This is a genomic window from Klebsiella spallanzanii (genome assembly GCF_902158555.1).
Lineage (GTDB): Bacteria > Pseudomonadota > Gammaproteobacteria > Enterobacterales > Enterobacteriaceae > Klebsiella > Klebsiella spallanzanii.
Genome location: NZ_CABGGS010000045.1, coordinates 172,611 through 184,979, shown reverse-complemented (window position 1 = coordinate 184,979; position 12,369 = coordinate 172,611). Strand labels below are relative to the sequence as shown.

Sequence of the window (12,369 nt, the reverse complement as noted above, 5' to 3'; positions counted from 1 at the left end):
ATAATGCATTAGGTTTTAATTTTTCATTTAATAATTTAATGAAATTTATTTTCTTTTTTTGTGCGGAAGAACTCGAGTCTGCCCAATGAAAACCACCGAGTAGATAACCCGGTGGTATCAGCCACTTTCAGGCGGAGTTGATGTTACGGTGTACTTCTGATTACCGTCGTTGAGGATGATGATTTTGGCGACGGATCGGCAGCAAATATCCCTTTGGCTGCCAGACCGGCAACGGTAATTGCGGCAGGAATACCAAGGATCAGGAAAACGCTTTCGAAGCTGAGATTCAATGCCAGCATTTCAGCACCGGCAAAAGCGCTGAGAATAGCGCCCATACGGCCAACGCCGTGCATCCAACTGGAGCCGGTGGCTCGCGCTTCTGTAGGGTAATAGCGGGCGGAGAGCGCGTTCATACCGGTATTCGCTCCGTTCAGGCAGGCTCCGCTGATAAACGCCAGCAGGCAGATGAGCGCAAAGCTTGCCGCCGCATAGCCCATCGCCATCGTAAACAGGCCGCCAACCGCGTAAATTAGCCCAAGTGCCCGATGCGGGTTGATCCGATCCATTAGCCAGCCTGCAAACAGCGAACCAATGGTTCCGCCCGCCTGGTACATAGCCGTCATCACCGCCGCCTGGCTGACCGTTAATCCCACCTCTTTCACCAACGTCGGTAGCCAGCTGCCAAGGAGATAGACCAAAAAAAGCCCCATAAAGTAGACCAGCCATAGCATCATCGAGCCGAAGCGATACTGGCGAGAGAGCACAATACGCATTGCATTTGTCTGGACGGGCTGCGTCGGGAGGCTGAACTCAGCATCATCGGCGATTTTCCCGGGATAGAGCCGTTGCAAAATTGTGCGAATGCGTTCGGCTGGCGCACGCTTAACCACCAGAAAACGCACCGATTCCGGTAACAGCCAGATCAGTACCGGAGCAAAGAGCAGCGGAAGGATACCGCCGAGCAGCATCAGGGAGTGCCAACCAAACTGTGGGATAAGCCAGGATGCGGAAAAACCGCCCGCCGCTGCGCCAAAGGTGAAGCCGCAAAAAATTATAGTAATCAGAAACGAGCGCTGGCGCTCTGGCGCATATTCCGACACCAGGGTACCTATGTTTGGCATTGCGGCGCCTAATCCCAGTCCGGTCATAAAGCGAAAGAACACCATCTGTTCGATATTTTGTGAAAGGGCAGTGGCGATGGTCCAGAAGCCGAAGAAGAAAACGCTATTAATGATGATTTTCTTCCGCCCAAGACAGTCGGCGAGCGGCCCGGAAAAAATAGCGCCCAGTGCCAGGCCTATCAGCGCGGCGCTAATGACGAAGCCGAGTTCATGGTTGCTGACTCCCCACTCCTGCTTGAGCGTTGGGGCGATAAATCCCATGATGGCGATATCAAAACCGTCCAGCGCAATCACGCAAAAGCCTAAAAATACCACCAGCTTCTGAAAGCGGCTGAGCGGATTGGCGTTAATTAATTCCCTGACGTCCAGGCGTTGAGTCTGTGTCATGGGACGCTCCTTATGCGCAAGGGCGCAGGTAGGACTGCGCGGCGTTAAACAGCAACTGGGCACGAGCGAGCGCAGGTAATGCGCCGCGGTCGCCGCTGAGTGGAACTTCAAGAGAAACCGGTAGCGTAGCCGGCAGCGCTGCCATCAGACCGTGCAGGTCGAGCCCTCCTTCGCCGGGCACCTGGCGCGCGGCGCGGGCCTGGTAAATCAGCTCTTGCTCATCAATAGGTATCTGCGGTGAGGCATCGCAAAGCTGCATGTAGTTGAGGCAATTTTGCGGCAGCGTGGCAAGCGTAGAAAGGGACTCGCCCGCCCGCCAGAAGTGAATTGCGTCAATCAAAATACCGATATCCGAGCGGCCGCTGGCGTTAATCAGCGCCTGCGCCTCGGCGATGGTGCGCAGGTGGGTCCAGGGCATCGGTTCCAGGTTCATGGTTAAGCCATACTCCTGACCGGCTTCGGCAAGGCGGGCGAGATTTTCCGCGCTGCGCGCCCGGTTATCATCGTTGCCGGCGACCAGAACCTGTTTTGCGCCAAGGCGTGCGGCGGTATTAAGGAAACGCTGCAAACGAGCGTCCAATGAAAAGTCTGGCGTCAGACGGACTATCTCAACGTCTGAGACGCGGATGCCGGTTTCCATCAGTGCCGCCAGGGTGTCGCGGACGGCGGTGGTATCGCCGAGCATGTCGTAATCCGGATCGGAAGGCGTTGCGGGAAGCAGGCGCAGGCCAACGTGGGTGAATCCGGTTTGTGCCGCAATCCGCACCTGTTCCGGTGGCGGGACGTCGAGTAAGGTAAGCGCGGCGAGTGACAGGGTTCGCATGTTCATAAAGGACTCCAGTACAGTTGCAGGTGGTTGTTGTTATGTGTATTGCCGTCCCTGGTAAGATGTTTTACTGCATTGTTTTATTTATGTTTTCGGCTAGATTTTTACCGACCAGATAGCCGAAGGTCATGGCCGGTCCAAGCGTGATACCGCCGCTGGGATAGAATCCCTGCATCACGCTCGACATATCGTTACCGATAGCGTAAAGACCCGAAATAGGCTGCTGTCGGGCATCCAGAACCCGTGCGTGTTCATCGGTTTTTAATCCACTAAAAGAGCCCAATGAGCCTGGGAGAATGCGTACCGCATAAAAAGGTGCGTGGTTGAGTTTTCCAAGCGTTGGGTGGGGAGAGTGGCTGGCATCACCTTGCGCACGGTTGTATGCCGACGCGCCGCGATGAAAATCCTCGTCTTCTCCTTTGCTGGCGAAGCCGTTAAAGCGGGCCACCGTTTCCGTTAACTGCCGTGGATCGATTGCACATTGTTGTGCCAGCGCCTCCAGCGTTTCGCCGCTTTGCAGGTAGCCGGTTCGTAACCAGGCTGCCGGTGAAAAGGGGAAGGGGCGCGCGTGGCCTAACCCATAGCGGTGCAGCGCACGACTGTCTGCGATCAGCCAGGCCTGCGGCGTTTCGCCAGGCGGTGTTGCTTCCAGTAGGGCGGCAATAAAATCGTGATAGGAGTTGGCCTCATTGGTGAAGCGCTCGCCACTGGGCAAAACGGCTATAAAGCCGGGTTTGGCACGTTCAACCAGATGTGGGAATACCAGTTGCAGGCCGCTGGCAAGCGTCACGCGCGAGACCGGAGCCCAGGCCATAGCATGCCTGAGCGAGCCATCAAACTGCCCTCCAGCTGATTCGCCGAGCCGAATGCCATCGCCCTGATTACCCGGCGGCGCGGCGGAGAAGTGACCATAGCCGCTGGCGGCGTGCGGCACATTTTGCGCCAGACGCTGCCTGTCGTGAGGAAAACCGCCGCAGGCGAGGATTACCGCCCCGGCGCGAACGTCTATTTCACCGCTGTCGCTGCGCAATACCGCGCCTTCAACGCTGCTACCGGCGGTGAGAAGCCGTTCTACCGGTGCATTCAGTTGAAAGTGAACGCCCGCGTCCAGCGCCGAGCGTAGCAGGCGAGCAACCAGCGCATTGCCGTTAACCAGGTGCTGACCACGCCCGGCGCGAAGCCGCTGCCAGCCGTGGCGTAACAGGCGACGGGTTGCATATAGCGCCGAGCGTGGCGATCGGGTCGCGTTAAAAAAGTGCGCCATATCCGTGCCGCCGGCAATCCCCATCCCGGCAAGACTGATGATCTCCAGCGGCGGGCGCAGACGATGTAGCCAGTCGCCGAGCAGGCGGCCATCAAAAGGCTGCGCCGTAACCGAGCGGCCGCCCTGCGCATAACCGGGCGAGTTATGAAAGTCGGGCATTTTGCTGCCGGAAAGAAATTGCACCGCGGTGTGGCGGCGGAAAAAGTCGATCATCTCCGGTCCGTGCTGCAAGAAGGTAAGCAGGCGAGCGTCGGCAGGTTGCCCATCCATTTCATGCCGAAGATAGGTGAGCGGTGCATCTGGTTCTTCTTCAATACCTTCCTCGCGCGCCAGCGGATTGTGCGGGATCCACAGCCATCCGCCGGACCACGCGCTGGTGCCGCCAATCACCGACTCTTTTTCCGCAACCAGCACGCTGGCGCCGCCCAGCGCGGCGGTGACGGCGGCAGAGAGCCCTGCCGCGCCGGAGCCGACCACCAGAACATCCACGTTCATCTGCCCGCTCATGTCTGGCTCCTTATTGCAGTGGTGAAAAATCAGTGGGGCGCATGAGAACCGATTCCAGGCGTTCAACGGCGGCCAGTTCGCGGTTTTTACGCGAGAAAGTCAGCCAGCGCTCGTCTTGTGCCATCCGTGTGCGGCGCACCAGACGATCGTCGAGGCTTTCGTAGGCCCAGATGTGCACTACCTGATTGACCACCCCAATTTCGGTAAAGAAAAAGCCGATGAGTTTGCCGAGGTGTTCGGTCTGAACGGCATAGGCATCGCTTTTATATAGCGCCAGCCAGTCAGCCATTTTCAGCGGATTGATGGTGTAGGTGCGTTTTTCATAGATCATGGTGTTCTCCTGTTTACAGTGCGTGTTGTTGCGCCATATGGCTGGCTGAGAGATAGCCGAAGGTCAGCGCCGGGCCGAGGGTGATTCCGGGGCCGGGATAGGTTCCGGCCATTATCGAATCCATATCGTTGCCGACGGCATAGAGGCCTTTAATCGGTTGGCCCTGCTGATTGATGACCTGGGCATCGGCGGTAGTGACCAGCCCGCGCGAAGTACCGAGATCGCCGGTATAGAGCGTAACGGCATAAAATGGCGCGTTCGTTAGCGGTGCGTTACAGGCGTTTGGCTGGTGGCCGGGGTCGCCCATTGCGCGGTTATAGCTGTTGCCGCCTTTGGCGAACTCTGGATCAACTCCCGCTGCGGCATCGCGGTTATAGCGTGCCACCGTCTCGCCGAGCGTTTGCGGATCCAGCCCAAGCTGCTGCGCAAGTTCCGCCAGGGTATTGGCTTTGTGCAGATAGCCAGCTTTTACCAGGGCATCGTTATTTACCGGGGCAGGGCGCGCCAGGCCAAGGCCGTAGCGTTTCATGGCCTGCGCATCGCAAAGCAAAAAGCAAGGCGCGTTTTCTGCCCGGCTTTGCATGGCGCTGGCAAAGTGGTGATAAGAGTTTGATTCATTGACGAAGCGCACCGCGCGCTGGTTGACGGCGATAATGCCGGGTTTGGCGCGGTCAGTGACAAGATGCGGGAAGCGCTCCTGCGTGCCGTCCGGTCGATGTAAAATCGAGACTGGCGCCCAGAAAAAGTTAGACGGCAGGTCAGCGCCTTCACGGGCATTTACCGCGCTACCAAGACGCAGCGCAGCACCGTCGTTGGTGGCTGGCGACATGGTGTAATGCTCGTGAGTATTGGGGCGGTAGCGTTCTGCCAGCTTGCCTGCGGCAAAACCACCTGCAGCCAGAACTACGCCGCAGCGCGCTTCAAAAGTCTGCTTTTGCCCATCATGTTCAATTTCAACGCCCGTCACTTCGCCATCGCGTTCGGTCAGCGCAAGCACGTTAACGTTAAGCTTTAGCACCATGCCTTTGCGAAAGGCGAGCGTTGCCATGCGGGCAACCAGCGCGTTGCCCATTGCCAAACGGGTACCGCGATGGTGCTTGAGGCGGTCGCGGCCGAAGCGCAGCAGCAGCTTGCTACAGTGCGATAACGAGCGTAGAGATCGGCGTATATCAAGAAAGTGCTGGATATCAACGCGATTAACCATCATCCCGCCAAACAGCATCATTCCCGGCGGGGGAGAGCGGAGGTCGCGAAAATGTTCCCCCAGCTCACGCCCGTCATACTCCACTACCTCCAGCGCCCGCCCGGCATCAACGGCACCGGGCTCGTCCGGATAATAATCCGGGGAGAGCGGACGCAGGCTGTATTTCACCGCTCCCTCTTTTTCAAGAAACGCCAGCGCTTCGCGGCCAGAGTGGATAAAAGCATCGACCAGATCCTGACGATAATTTGCCTCGCCGATAATCGTTTGCAGATAGGTTTCGATCTTCTGTGGGCTGCCGCTTCTGGCCATTTTGCGCGCCTGATCGCTATCGTGGATCCATACCGCTCCGCCGGAAATCGCCGATGTGCCGCCAAACTGCGGTGCTTTTTCCAGCATTAGCACCGACAGCCCCTTACAGCAGGCGGTCACCGCAGCGGCAAAGCCCGCCGCACCGCTGCCGATAACGATGACATCCCAGCTTTTCATGCCGTCGCTCCTGGTTCATGCGGGATTGCGCCAATGAACTGCCCCATCAGTTTCATTTGCGCCAGCGCCATTTCAGGGCCGGTCTGGGTGATGCAGCCGCGATGTTGAGCAAAGGTGAGTAATGGTGTTATTACCGGTGCGGTTACTACGTCCGCGACGTGAGTAGATGGCTGGAGCGTTTCCAGTAGCGTCTGCGGTAGCGGTAAGGGATCAAAACCGGCCATTCCCGCCGGGGAGCCGTTGACCACTAAATCAAGTCCCGCGAGCGTTGCGGGCAGGTCAGTGAGATGAACCTGTGGAAAATGGGTGGCCAGCCGGTTGTGCAAAAGCTGAAGCGTGGCGGGATTCTGATCAAAAAGGGCCAACTGACTAATGCCCGCTTCGCACAGCCCCCATGCGATTGCGCTGCCGACGCCGCCGCAGCCAGATAGCAGCCCTTTTTTACCCCTGGCGCTAAATCCATGTGCCTCTGCGGCCAGCTGGAAACCGACGCCATCAAGCATATCGCCCTGCAAGCGGCCATCGTCCAGCTTGCGGATCACATTGACGGCATTCAGGTGCTGAGCTCGCGGGGTTAACTCATCCACCAGCGCTGCTGCGCGCTGTTTATGCGGAACGGTGACCAGCACACCGCTCATGTTGTGCCATCCGCGTAGCGTCTTCAGATAATCAGCCACGGCGTCGGGGGCGATATCGACCGGGATCATGATGCTGTCCATCTGCTGGCCAGCGAAGTAGCGGTTGAAGTTCTCCGGCGATTTAACCTGGGTAATCGGGTGGCCGATAACGGCGACGACCTGAGTGAATCCACTGACCATTTCAAACCTCATTTTGTTAAATGAATGTTGTGAAAGTATTTCAGTGGAAGCTGAGAGCGACAACGCAGAATTCGGCCATACTGGTTGTTAATCGCACCATCACTGCGATAATCGCACTAAACCAATTATTTTGTTGCGAAAGTGTGAACAACTATGCAAAACCAGATTCACTCCCGCGATCTGATCGTCGGCTTGCAAAAAGGATTGGCGCTGATCCAGTTATTCTCAAAAGAGTTTCCGCGGCTCACGGTACCGCAGGCGGCGAAAATGAGCGGACTGACGCAAAGCGCTGCGCGGCGCTTTTTCCTCACGCTGCTGCACGAACGCTATTTACAGACTGACGGGCGCTATTACTGGCTGACGGCTAAAGCATTACGACTGGGGCAGGCGTATGTTGATTCGGCGCAGTTTCCGCGCATGGTGCGGCCTATTGTGGAGTATATCGCCAGCCGGACGGAAGAGCATGCTTCGGTCGGGGTGATTGATGATGATGAACTGGTTTATATCGCCCGTAGTAAACACACACCATTTAACTCGACTTCAGTGCGGCTAGGGGAGAGGGTGCCGATTTACTGTACTGCGGGAGGGCGGCTGTGGTTGGCTTCGCTGCCGGAAGCTGAATGTGAAGCTGTGCTGCAGCGAATCCGTCGCGAACAGCGCACGCCTTATACGATAACGGATGTTGCGGCGCTGATGGATAAAATCGCTCAGGTTCGCCGCCAGGGTTATGCGGCGATTGAGCAGGAGTTTGAAATAGGCATGTTGGTACTGGCGGTACCGTTGTCAGACCGGGAGGGGACTTACTGGGGAGCGCTGAGCTTAACCAGCCATCTATCGCGCACTTCGCTTGAGGCATTATGTCGTGCGCATCTCGATCTACTTTATAGCGCCCAGGCGATGCTGGTGGGGTAATGACTGCGAGGTGAGTTGGGCAGGTTTCAGTACCTGCCCGTTGTACTATTACGCGTTCGCGCCGTCGATAAAGCTGTTCCAGTCAGCTCCTGCGTTATTGACGAAATTCGACCAGCTGTTTGCCGCGGTATTCACGAAGCCGTTCCAGTTGTTCAGTCCGGCAGAAACAAAGGTGTTCCAGTTTGACTGACCGGTGACGAACTTGCCAAATTCCGCCGTGCTGTCAATCACGAAGTTAGCAAAGGCAGCACCTGAGGTGGCGACAAAAGATCCGAAGCCAAGGCCGGAGTTGACGACAAAGTTTGTAAAGCCAGTTGCAGCGTTCAGCAGATTAAACCCACCTGAAACGTATTCCATTTTGTTAAAAGTTAATTCTTTCATTTTATTCCCTTATTAAACGGATTGTTATCAGTGAGCAATAGGCTCACTGCGAAAGGCTAACACCGCAAAAGAATGGTAAACCAGATAAAGGCATGGCCCAGATGCTGATTTTTCTATCATTTTTTTATGAATCTTATCGGCGAAAAATGAATGGAAATATCTAGTGAATATGAACTGATACCAGTTTTTGTTTTGTCAGAAGTGAATTTGAGGGGGGGAGGGCGTTATGCTTACTGATAAAAAACGGCCCCCGGTCTTGCGAGCGGGGGCCGTTGAGCGATTGCTGAATATGGTCTTATCTGACCATCGTCAGCAGGTTATGTGAATCTGGCACCATGAAGTCAACGGACATCATCACTGATAGTGCGGTAATGGCAACGATGGAAAAGACGAACAGCTTGCGCGCCCAGACTTTATCATCTACCACTTTATAACCGCGCAGCGCCATCCCAAGCCACCAGACGCTCACTGCCGCAGCGACAACCAGATATTTATATCCAGCGTAGCCGCCCAGAGAGAGCATCAGCGTCGCGACGGCGAAAGCGATGATGTAAACGGTGATATGGTTTTTAGCCACTGAAATGCCTTTCACTACCGGCAGAACCGGAATATTCGCCGCTTGATAATCCTTGAAGCGGAAAATCGCGATGGCGTAAGAGTGAGGCATCTGCCACAGGCTGAAAATCGCCAGCAGAATGGCGGCACCGCTGTCAAAGTCACCGGTCACCGCACAGTAGCCAATCACCGGCGGCGCAGCGCCGGAGAGAGAACCTATCAGCGTGCCGTAGACGGAGTGGCGCTTCATGTACAGGCTGTAAACGCCGACATAAACCACGAACCCCATCACTCCCAGCCAGCAGGCCAGGGGATTAGCGCCAAACCACAGGAGCATGAAGCCAGCAATACCCAGCAGGGTGGCGTATACCAGCGAAGCTTCTGGCGAGATCAGCCCTTTGACCAGCACCCGGTTTTTCGTCCGTTCCATCTTTCTGTCGATATCACGGTCGATGTAGTTGTTGAAAACACAACCCGAGGCGACCACCAGGGAGACTCCGAGGAGCGTCCAGATGAACAGCGGATAGTCGATGTGGCCCTTGGAGGCCAGCAGGAAACCGCCGATCACGGAGATCAGGTTGCCAAAAATAATGCCTGGTTTCGTTACTTGCAGGTATTGCTTAAACATACTCGCCGCTCTTAGTGCATCATCATGTTGTAGTTCAGGTTCCACATAATCCAGATGGAGCCGACGACAACGATAGCAATGATGATTACGGTGAAGATAAATGCGGTCAGGTTCCAACCTTCGTCCGATTTACTGTTCATGTGCAGGAAGTACACCAGGTGCACCACAATTTGCACAACCGCAGTTACCAGGATGGTTCCCAGAATAACCGCATGCGATGCGGAGCCACTCATCACCATTGCAAACGGGATAGCCGTCAGAATGATAGACAGGATGAAACCTGTCATGTAGCTCTTCACGCTGCCGTGAGAAGCGCCGCTATGATCGGTAGAATGACTCATTACATCGCCCCCATCAGATAAACAACAGAGAACACGCAGATCCACACCACGTCCAGGAAGTGCCAGAACAGGCTCAGGCACATGATACGGGTGCGGTTAGTGCTGGTCAGGCCACGACGAGAAACCTGTACCATCAGCACCGCCATCCAGATCAGACCGGAAGTCACGTGCAGACCGTGGGTGCCGACCAGCGCGAAGAACGCTGACAGGAAGCCGCTGCGATCCGGGCCCATACCTTCAACAATCAGATGATGGAATTCATAGAGTTCCATCGCGATGAACCCTGCCCCGAAGAGGAAGGTCAGCGCCAGCCAGGAAACCACCTGGCTCTTGTTGTTTTTGTACATGGCGATAGCCGCCATGCCATAGGTGATGGAGCTGAACAGCAGCAACGCGGTTTCAACCAGAACGAACGGCAGTTCGAAAATATCTTTACCCGTCGGACCGCCCGCCGTGCCGTTCACCAGAACGGCGTAGGTCGCGAACAGAGTGGCGAAGATAATGCAGTCGCTCATCAGGTAGATCCAGAAACCGAATACCTTCATCGGTCCTGTATCATGGTGCCCGTGTTCGTGCGCGTGGGCGTTGTGCGCAAGAGTATCAGTTGCCATTTTTCAGCCCTGCTTTGTTAATCTCATCGAAATGCTGATTTTCCAGTTTTTCGACTACTGCAACCGGCACGTAGTAATCCACGTCCTCGTCAAAGCTCTTAATAATCCAGGTCACCAGGATGCCGAGGAAGCTGGCAATCGCCATCCACCAGATATGCCAGATCATTGCGAAACCAAACACCGTTGCGAAAGCAGCAATAACGATGCCCGCGCCGCTGTTTTTCGGCATATGAATCTCTTCATAGCCAGCCGGTTTCTTATACGCTTCGCCTTTTTCTTTCATTTCCCAGAACGCGTCACGCTCGTGAACGTTAGGGACGATAGCGAAGTTGTAGAACGGAGGTGGAGAAGAGGTAGCCCACTCCAGAGTACGGCCGCCCCATGGGTCACCGGTCAGGTCACGGTTCTGCTCGCGATCGCGGATAGAAACGTAGAACTGAATCAGCTGGCAAAGAATACCGCAGGCGATCAGCGCTGCACCGCAAGCTGCAACAACCAGCATTGGGTGGAACTGCGGGTCAATCTGCTGGCTCAGGCGACGGGTCATACCCATGAAGCCCAGCACGTACAGCGGCATAAATGCGACGAAGAAGCCGATGATCCACAGCCAGAAAGCGCGTTTGCCCCAGGTTTCGTTCAGGGTGAAGCCAAAGGCTTTCGGCCACCAGTAGGTCAGGCCTGCGAAGCAACCGAACACCACGCCGCCGATGATGACGTTATGGAAGTGCGCGATCAGGAACAGGCTGTTGTGCAGAACGAAGTCTGCGCCCGGTACCGCCAGCAGAACGCCGGTCATACCACCTACAGAGAAGGTCACGATAAAGCCAATCGTCCACAGCATTGCAGAGTTGAAGACGATGCGGCCCTGATACATGGTAAACAGCCAGTTGAAGATCTTAACCCCGGTCGGGATGGCGATAATCATGGTGGTAATACCGAAGAAAGCGTTTACGTTCGCGCCCGCACCCATAGTAAAGAAGTGGTGCAGCCAAACGATGAACGACAGAACGGTAATACACACTGTTGCCCATACCAGCGAGGTATAGCCAAACAGACGCTTACGCGAGAAGGTTGCCGCGATTTCGGAGAAGACGCCGAATACCGGCAGAACCAGAATGTACACTTCCGGGTGGCCCCAGGCCCAAATCAGGTTGATGTACATCATCATGTTGCCACCCATATCGTTGGTAAAGAAATGGGTGCCCAGGTAGCGGTCCAGGGTCAGCAGCGCGACGGTGACGGTCAGAATTGGGAAGGAGGCGATAATCAGGATGTTGGCGCACAGAGATGCCCAGCTAAATACCGGCATCTTGAACATCGTCATGCCAGGGGCACGCATCTTGATAATCGTCACGAAGAAGTTAATACCGGTTAACGTTGTACCAATACCGGAGAGCTGAAGCGCCCAGATCCAGTAATCGACCCCGACTCCCGGACTGTACTCGATTCCCGATAGCGGCGGATAGGCCAGCCAACCAGTCTGCGCGAATTCACCGACGCCCAGAGAGAGGTTAACCAGAATCACGCCCACAACGGTGAACCAGAAGCTCAGGTTGTTAAGGAATGGAAAGGCAACGTCACGTGCGCCGAGCTGCAGCGGAACCACCAGGTTCATCAGACCGATAACAAACGGCATCGCTACGAAGAAGATCATGATAACGCCGTGGGCGGTAAAGATCTGATCGTAGTGGTGAGGCGGCAGGAAGCCTGCTTCCCCGGCCGAGGCCAGCACCTGCTGGCTACGCATCATAACGGCGTCAGCAAAGCCACGCAGCAACATGACGATTGCTACGATAACGTACATGATGCCGAGACGTTTGTGGTCAACCGAAGTTAGCCACTCGTTCCAAAGGTAGGACCACTTACCGAAGTAAGTGATGGCAGCCAAAAGCGCCAGTCCCCCAATGATAATTGCAGCCACCGTAACCACAATAATGGGTTCATGGTAGGGCACTGCATCCAGTGTAAGTTTTCCGAACATCGTTTTCTTCCTCGGC

The 12,369-nt window shown here is 55.6% G+C and carries 12 protein-coding genes; 1 reads left to right on the top strand and 11 read right to left on the bottom strand.

The features are described 5' to 3' along the window. Nucleotides 1-143: 143 nt before the first annotated feature. From FN082_RS25505 to FN082_RS25480, 6 genes are all read right to left on the bottom strand, one after another. Nucleotides 144-1,508 carry an MFS transporter gene (locus FN082_RS25505; protein ID WP_142982607.1) on the bottom strand — a complete coding sequence of 455 codons (1,365 nt, stop codon included), beginning with the start codon at nucleotides 1,506-1,508 and terminating at the stop codon, nucleotides 144-146. Nucleotides 1,509-1,518: 10 nt separating this feature from the next. Continuing rightward, on the bottom strand, nucleotides 1,519-2,337 hold the full coding sequence (locus FN082_RS25500; RefSeq protein ID WP_139541314.1) for a sugar phosphate isomerase/epimerase family protein: 819 nt from the start codon (nucleotides 2,335-2,337) through the stop codon (nucleotides 1,519-1,521). A 64-nt stretch (nucleotides 2,338-2,401) separates the two neighbouring features. Beyond that, nucleotides 2,402-4,105, bottom strand: a complete 1,704-nt coding sequence (locus FN082_RS25495) for an FAD-dependent oxidoreductase (protein ID WP_139541315.1) — start codon at nucleotides 4,103-4,105, stop codon at nucleotides 2,402-2,404. 10 nt (nucleotides 4,106-4,115) lie between these two features. Beyond that, the gene (locus FN082_RS25490) at nucleotides 4,116-4,436 is read right to left on the bottom strand and encodes an NIPSNAP family protein (RefSeq protein ID WP_139541316.1); all 321 of its coding nucleotides are present in this window, start codon (nucleotides 4,434-4,436) and stop codon (nucleotides 4,116-4,118) included. A 13-nt stretch (nucleotides 4,437-4,449) separates the two neighbouring features. Further along, on the bottom strand, nucleotides 4,450-6,126 hold the full coding sequence (locus tag FN082_RS25485; protein ID WP_142982606.1) for an FAD-dependent oxidoreductase: 1,677 nt from the start codon (nucleotides 6,124-6,126) through the stop codon (nucleotides 4,450-4,452). Next, nucleotides 6,123-6,944, bottom strand: a complete 822-nt coding sequence (locus FN082_RS25480; RefSeq protein WP_142982605.1) for a shikimate dehydrogenase family protein — start codon at nucleotides 6,942-6,944, stop codon at nucleotides 6,123-6,125. Before FN082_RS25480 ends, FN082_RS25485 begins: the two co-directional genes overlap by 4 nt. A 153-nt stretch (nucleotides 6,945-7,097) precedes the next feature. On the opposite strand from FN082_RS25480, the gene FN082_RS25475 reads away from it, so the two are divergent. After that, a complete protein-coding gene (locus FN082_RS25475; RefSeq protein WP_142982604.1) occupies nucleotides 7,098-7,856 on the top strand; it encodes an IclR family transcriptional regulator domain-containing protein in 759 nt (252 codons plus the stop codon). A 48-nt stretch (nucleotides 7,857-7,904) separates the two neighbouring features. Here the strand turns inward: FN082_RS25475 and FN082_RS25470 are convergent, their stop codons facing one another. The 5 genes from FN082_RS25470 to cyoB form a co-directional block, all read right to left on the bottom strand. After that, nucleotides 7,905-8,237, bottom strand: a complete 333-nt coding sequence (locus tag FN082_RS25470) for a hypothetical protein (protein WP_142982603.1) — start codon at nucleotides 8,235-8,237, stop codon at nucleotides 7,905-7,907. A 295-nt stretch (nucleotides 8,238-8,532) separates the two neighbouring features. After that, nucleotides 8,533-9,420 (bottom strand): heme o synthase, encoded by an 888-nt coding sequence (cyoE, locus tag FN082_RS25465; RefSeq protein ID WP_139541321.1) that lies wholly within the window; start codon nucleotides 9,418-9,420, stop codon nucleotides 8,533-8,535. Between the two features lie 11 nt (nucleotides 9,421-9,431). Continuing rightward, entirely contained in the window at nucleotides 9,432-9,761 is a 330-nt protein-coding gene (locus tag FN082_RS25460; RefSeq protein ID WP_032732610.1) for a cytochrome o ubiquinol oxidase subunit IV, read from the bottom strand. After that, nucleotides 9,761-10,372: a cytochrome o ubiquinol oxidase subunit III gene (locus tag FN082_RS25455; RefSeq protein ID WP_004099525.1), complete on the bottom strand. Its 612-nt coding sequence runs from the start codon at nucleotides 10,370-10,372 to the stop codon at nucleotides 9,761-9,763. The genes FN082_RS25460 and FN082_RS25455 overlap by 1 nt, the downstream gene beginning before the upstream one ends. Then, nucleotides 10,362-12,353, bottom strand: coding sequence for a cytochrome o ubiquinol oxidase subunit I (cyoB, locus tag FN082_RS25450; RefSeq protein ID WP_139541322.1), 1,992 nt, complete (start codon nucleotides 12,351-12,353; stop codon nucleotides 10,362-10,364). Before cyoB ends, FN082_RS25455 begins: the two co-directional genes overlap by 11 nt. Between the last annotated feature and the right edge of the window lie 16 nt (nucleotides 12,354-12,369).

Excerpts from the sequence above, each read along its gene's own strand:
- FN082_RS25500 (WP_139541314.1), bottom strand. The coding sequence starts at position 2,337 with ATGAACATGCGAACCCTGTCACTCGCCGCGCTTACCTTACTCGACGTC.
- FN082_RS25470 (WP_142982603.1), bottom strand. The coding sequence starts at position 8,237 with ATGAAAGAATTAACTTTTAACAAAATGGAATACGTTTCAGGTGGGTTT.
- cyoE (WP_139541321.1), bottom strand. The coding sequence starts at position 9,420 with ATGTTTAAGCAATACCTGCAAGTAACGAAACCAGGCATTATTTTTGGC.
- FN082_RS25455 (WP_004099525.1), bottom strand. The coding sequence starts at position 10,372 with ATGGCAACTGATACTCTTGCGCACAACGCCCACGCGCACGAACACGGG.
- cyoB (WP_139541322.1), bottom strand. The coding sequence starts at position 12,353 with ATGTTCGGAAAACTTACACTGGATGCAGTGCCCTACCATGAACCCATT.
- FN082_RS25485 (WP_142982606.1), bottom strand. The coding sequence starts at position 6,126 with ATGAAAAGCTGGGATGTCATCGTTATCGGCAGCGGTGCGGCGGGCTTT.
- FN082_RS25475 (WP_142982604.1), top strand. The coding sequence starts at position 7,098 with ATGCAAAACCAGATTCACTCCCGCGATCTGATCGTCGGCTTGCAAAAA.
- FN082_RS25495 (WP_139541315.1), bottom strand. The coding sequence starts at position 4,105 with ATGAGCGGGCAGATGAACGTGGATGTTCTGGTGGTCGGCTCCGGCGCG.
- FN082_RS25480 (WP_142982605.1), bottom strand. The coding sequence starts at position 6,944 with ATGGTCAGTGGATTCACTCAGGTCGTCGCCGTTATCGGCCACCCGATT.
- FN082_RS25460 (WP_032732610.1), bottom strand. The coding sequence starts at position 9,761 with ATGAGTCATTCTACCGATCATAGCGGCGCTTCTCACGGCAGCGTGAAG.
- FN082_RS25505 (WP_142982607.1), bottom strand. The coding sequence starts at position 1,508 with ATGACACAGACTCAACGCCTGGACGTCAGGGAATTAATTAACGCCAAT.
- FN082_RS25490 (WP_139541316.1), bottom strand. The coding sequence starts at position 4,436 with ATGATCTATGAAAAACGCACCTACACCATCAATCCGCTGAAAATGGCT.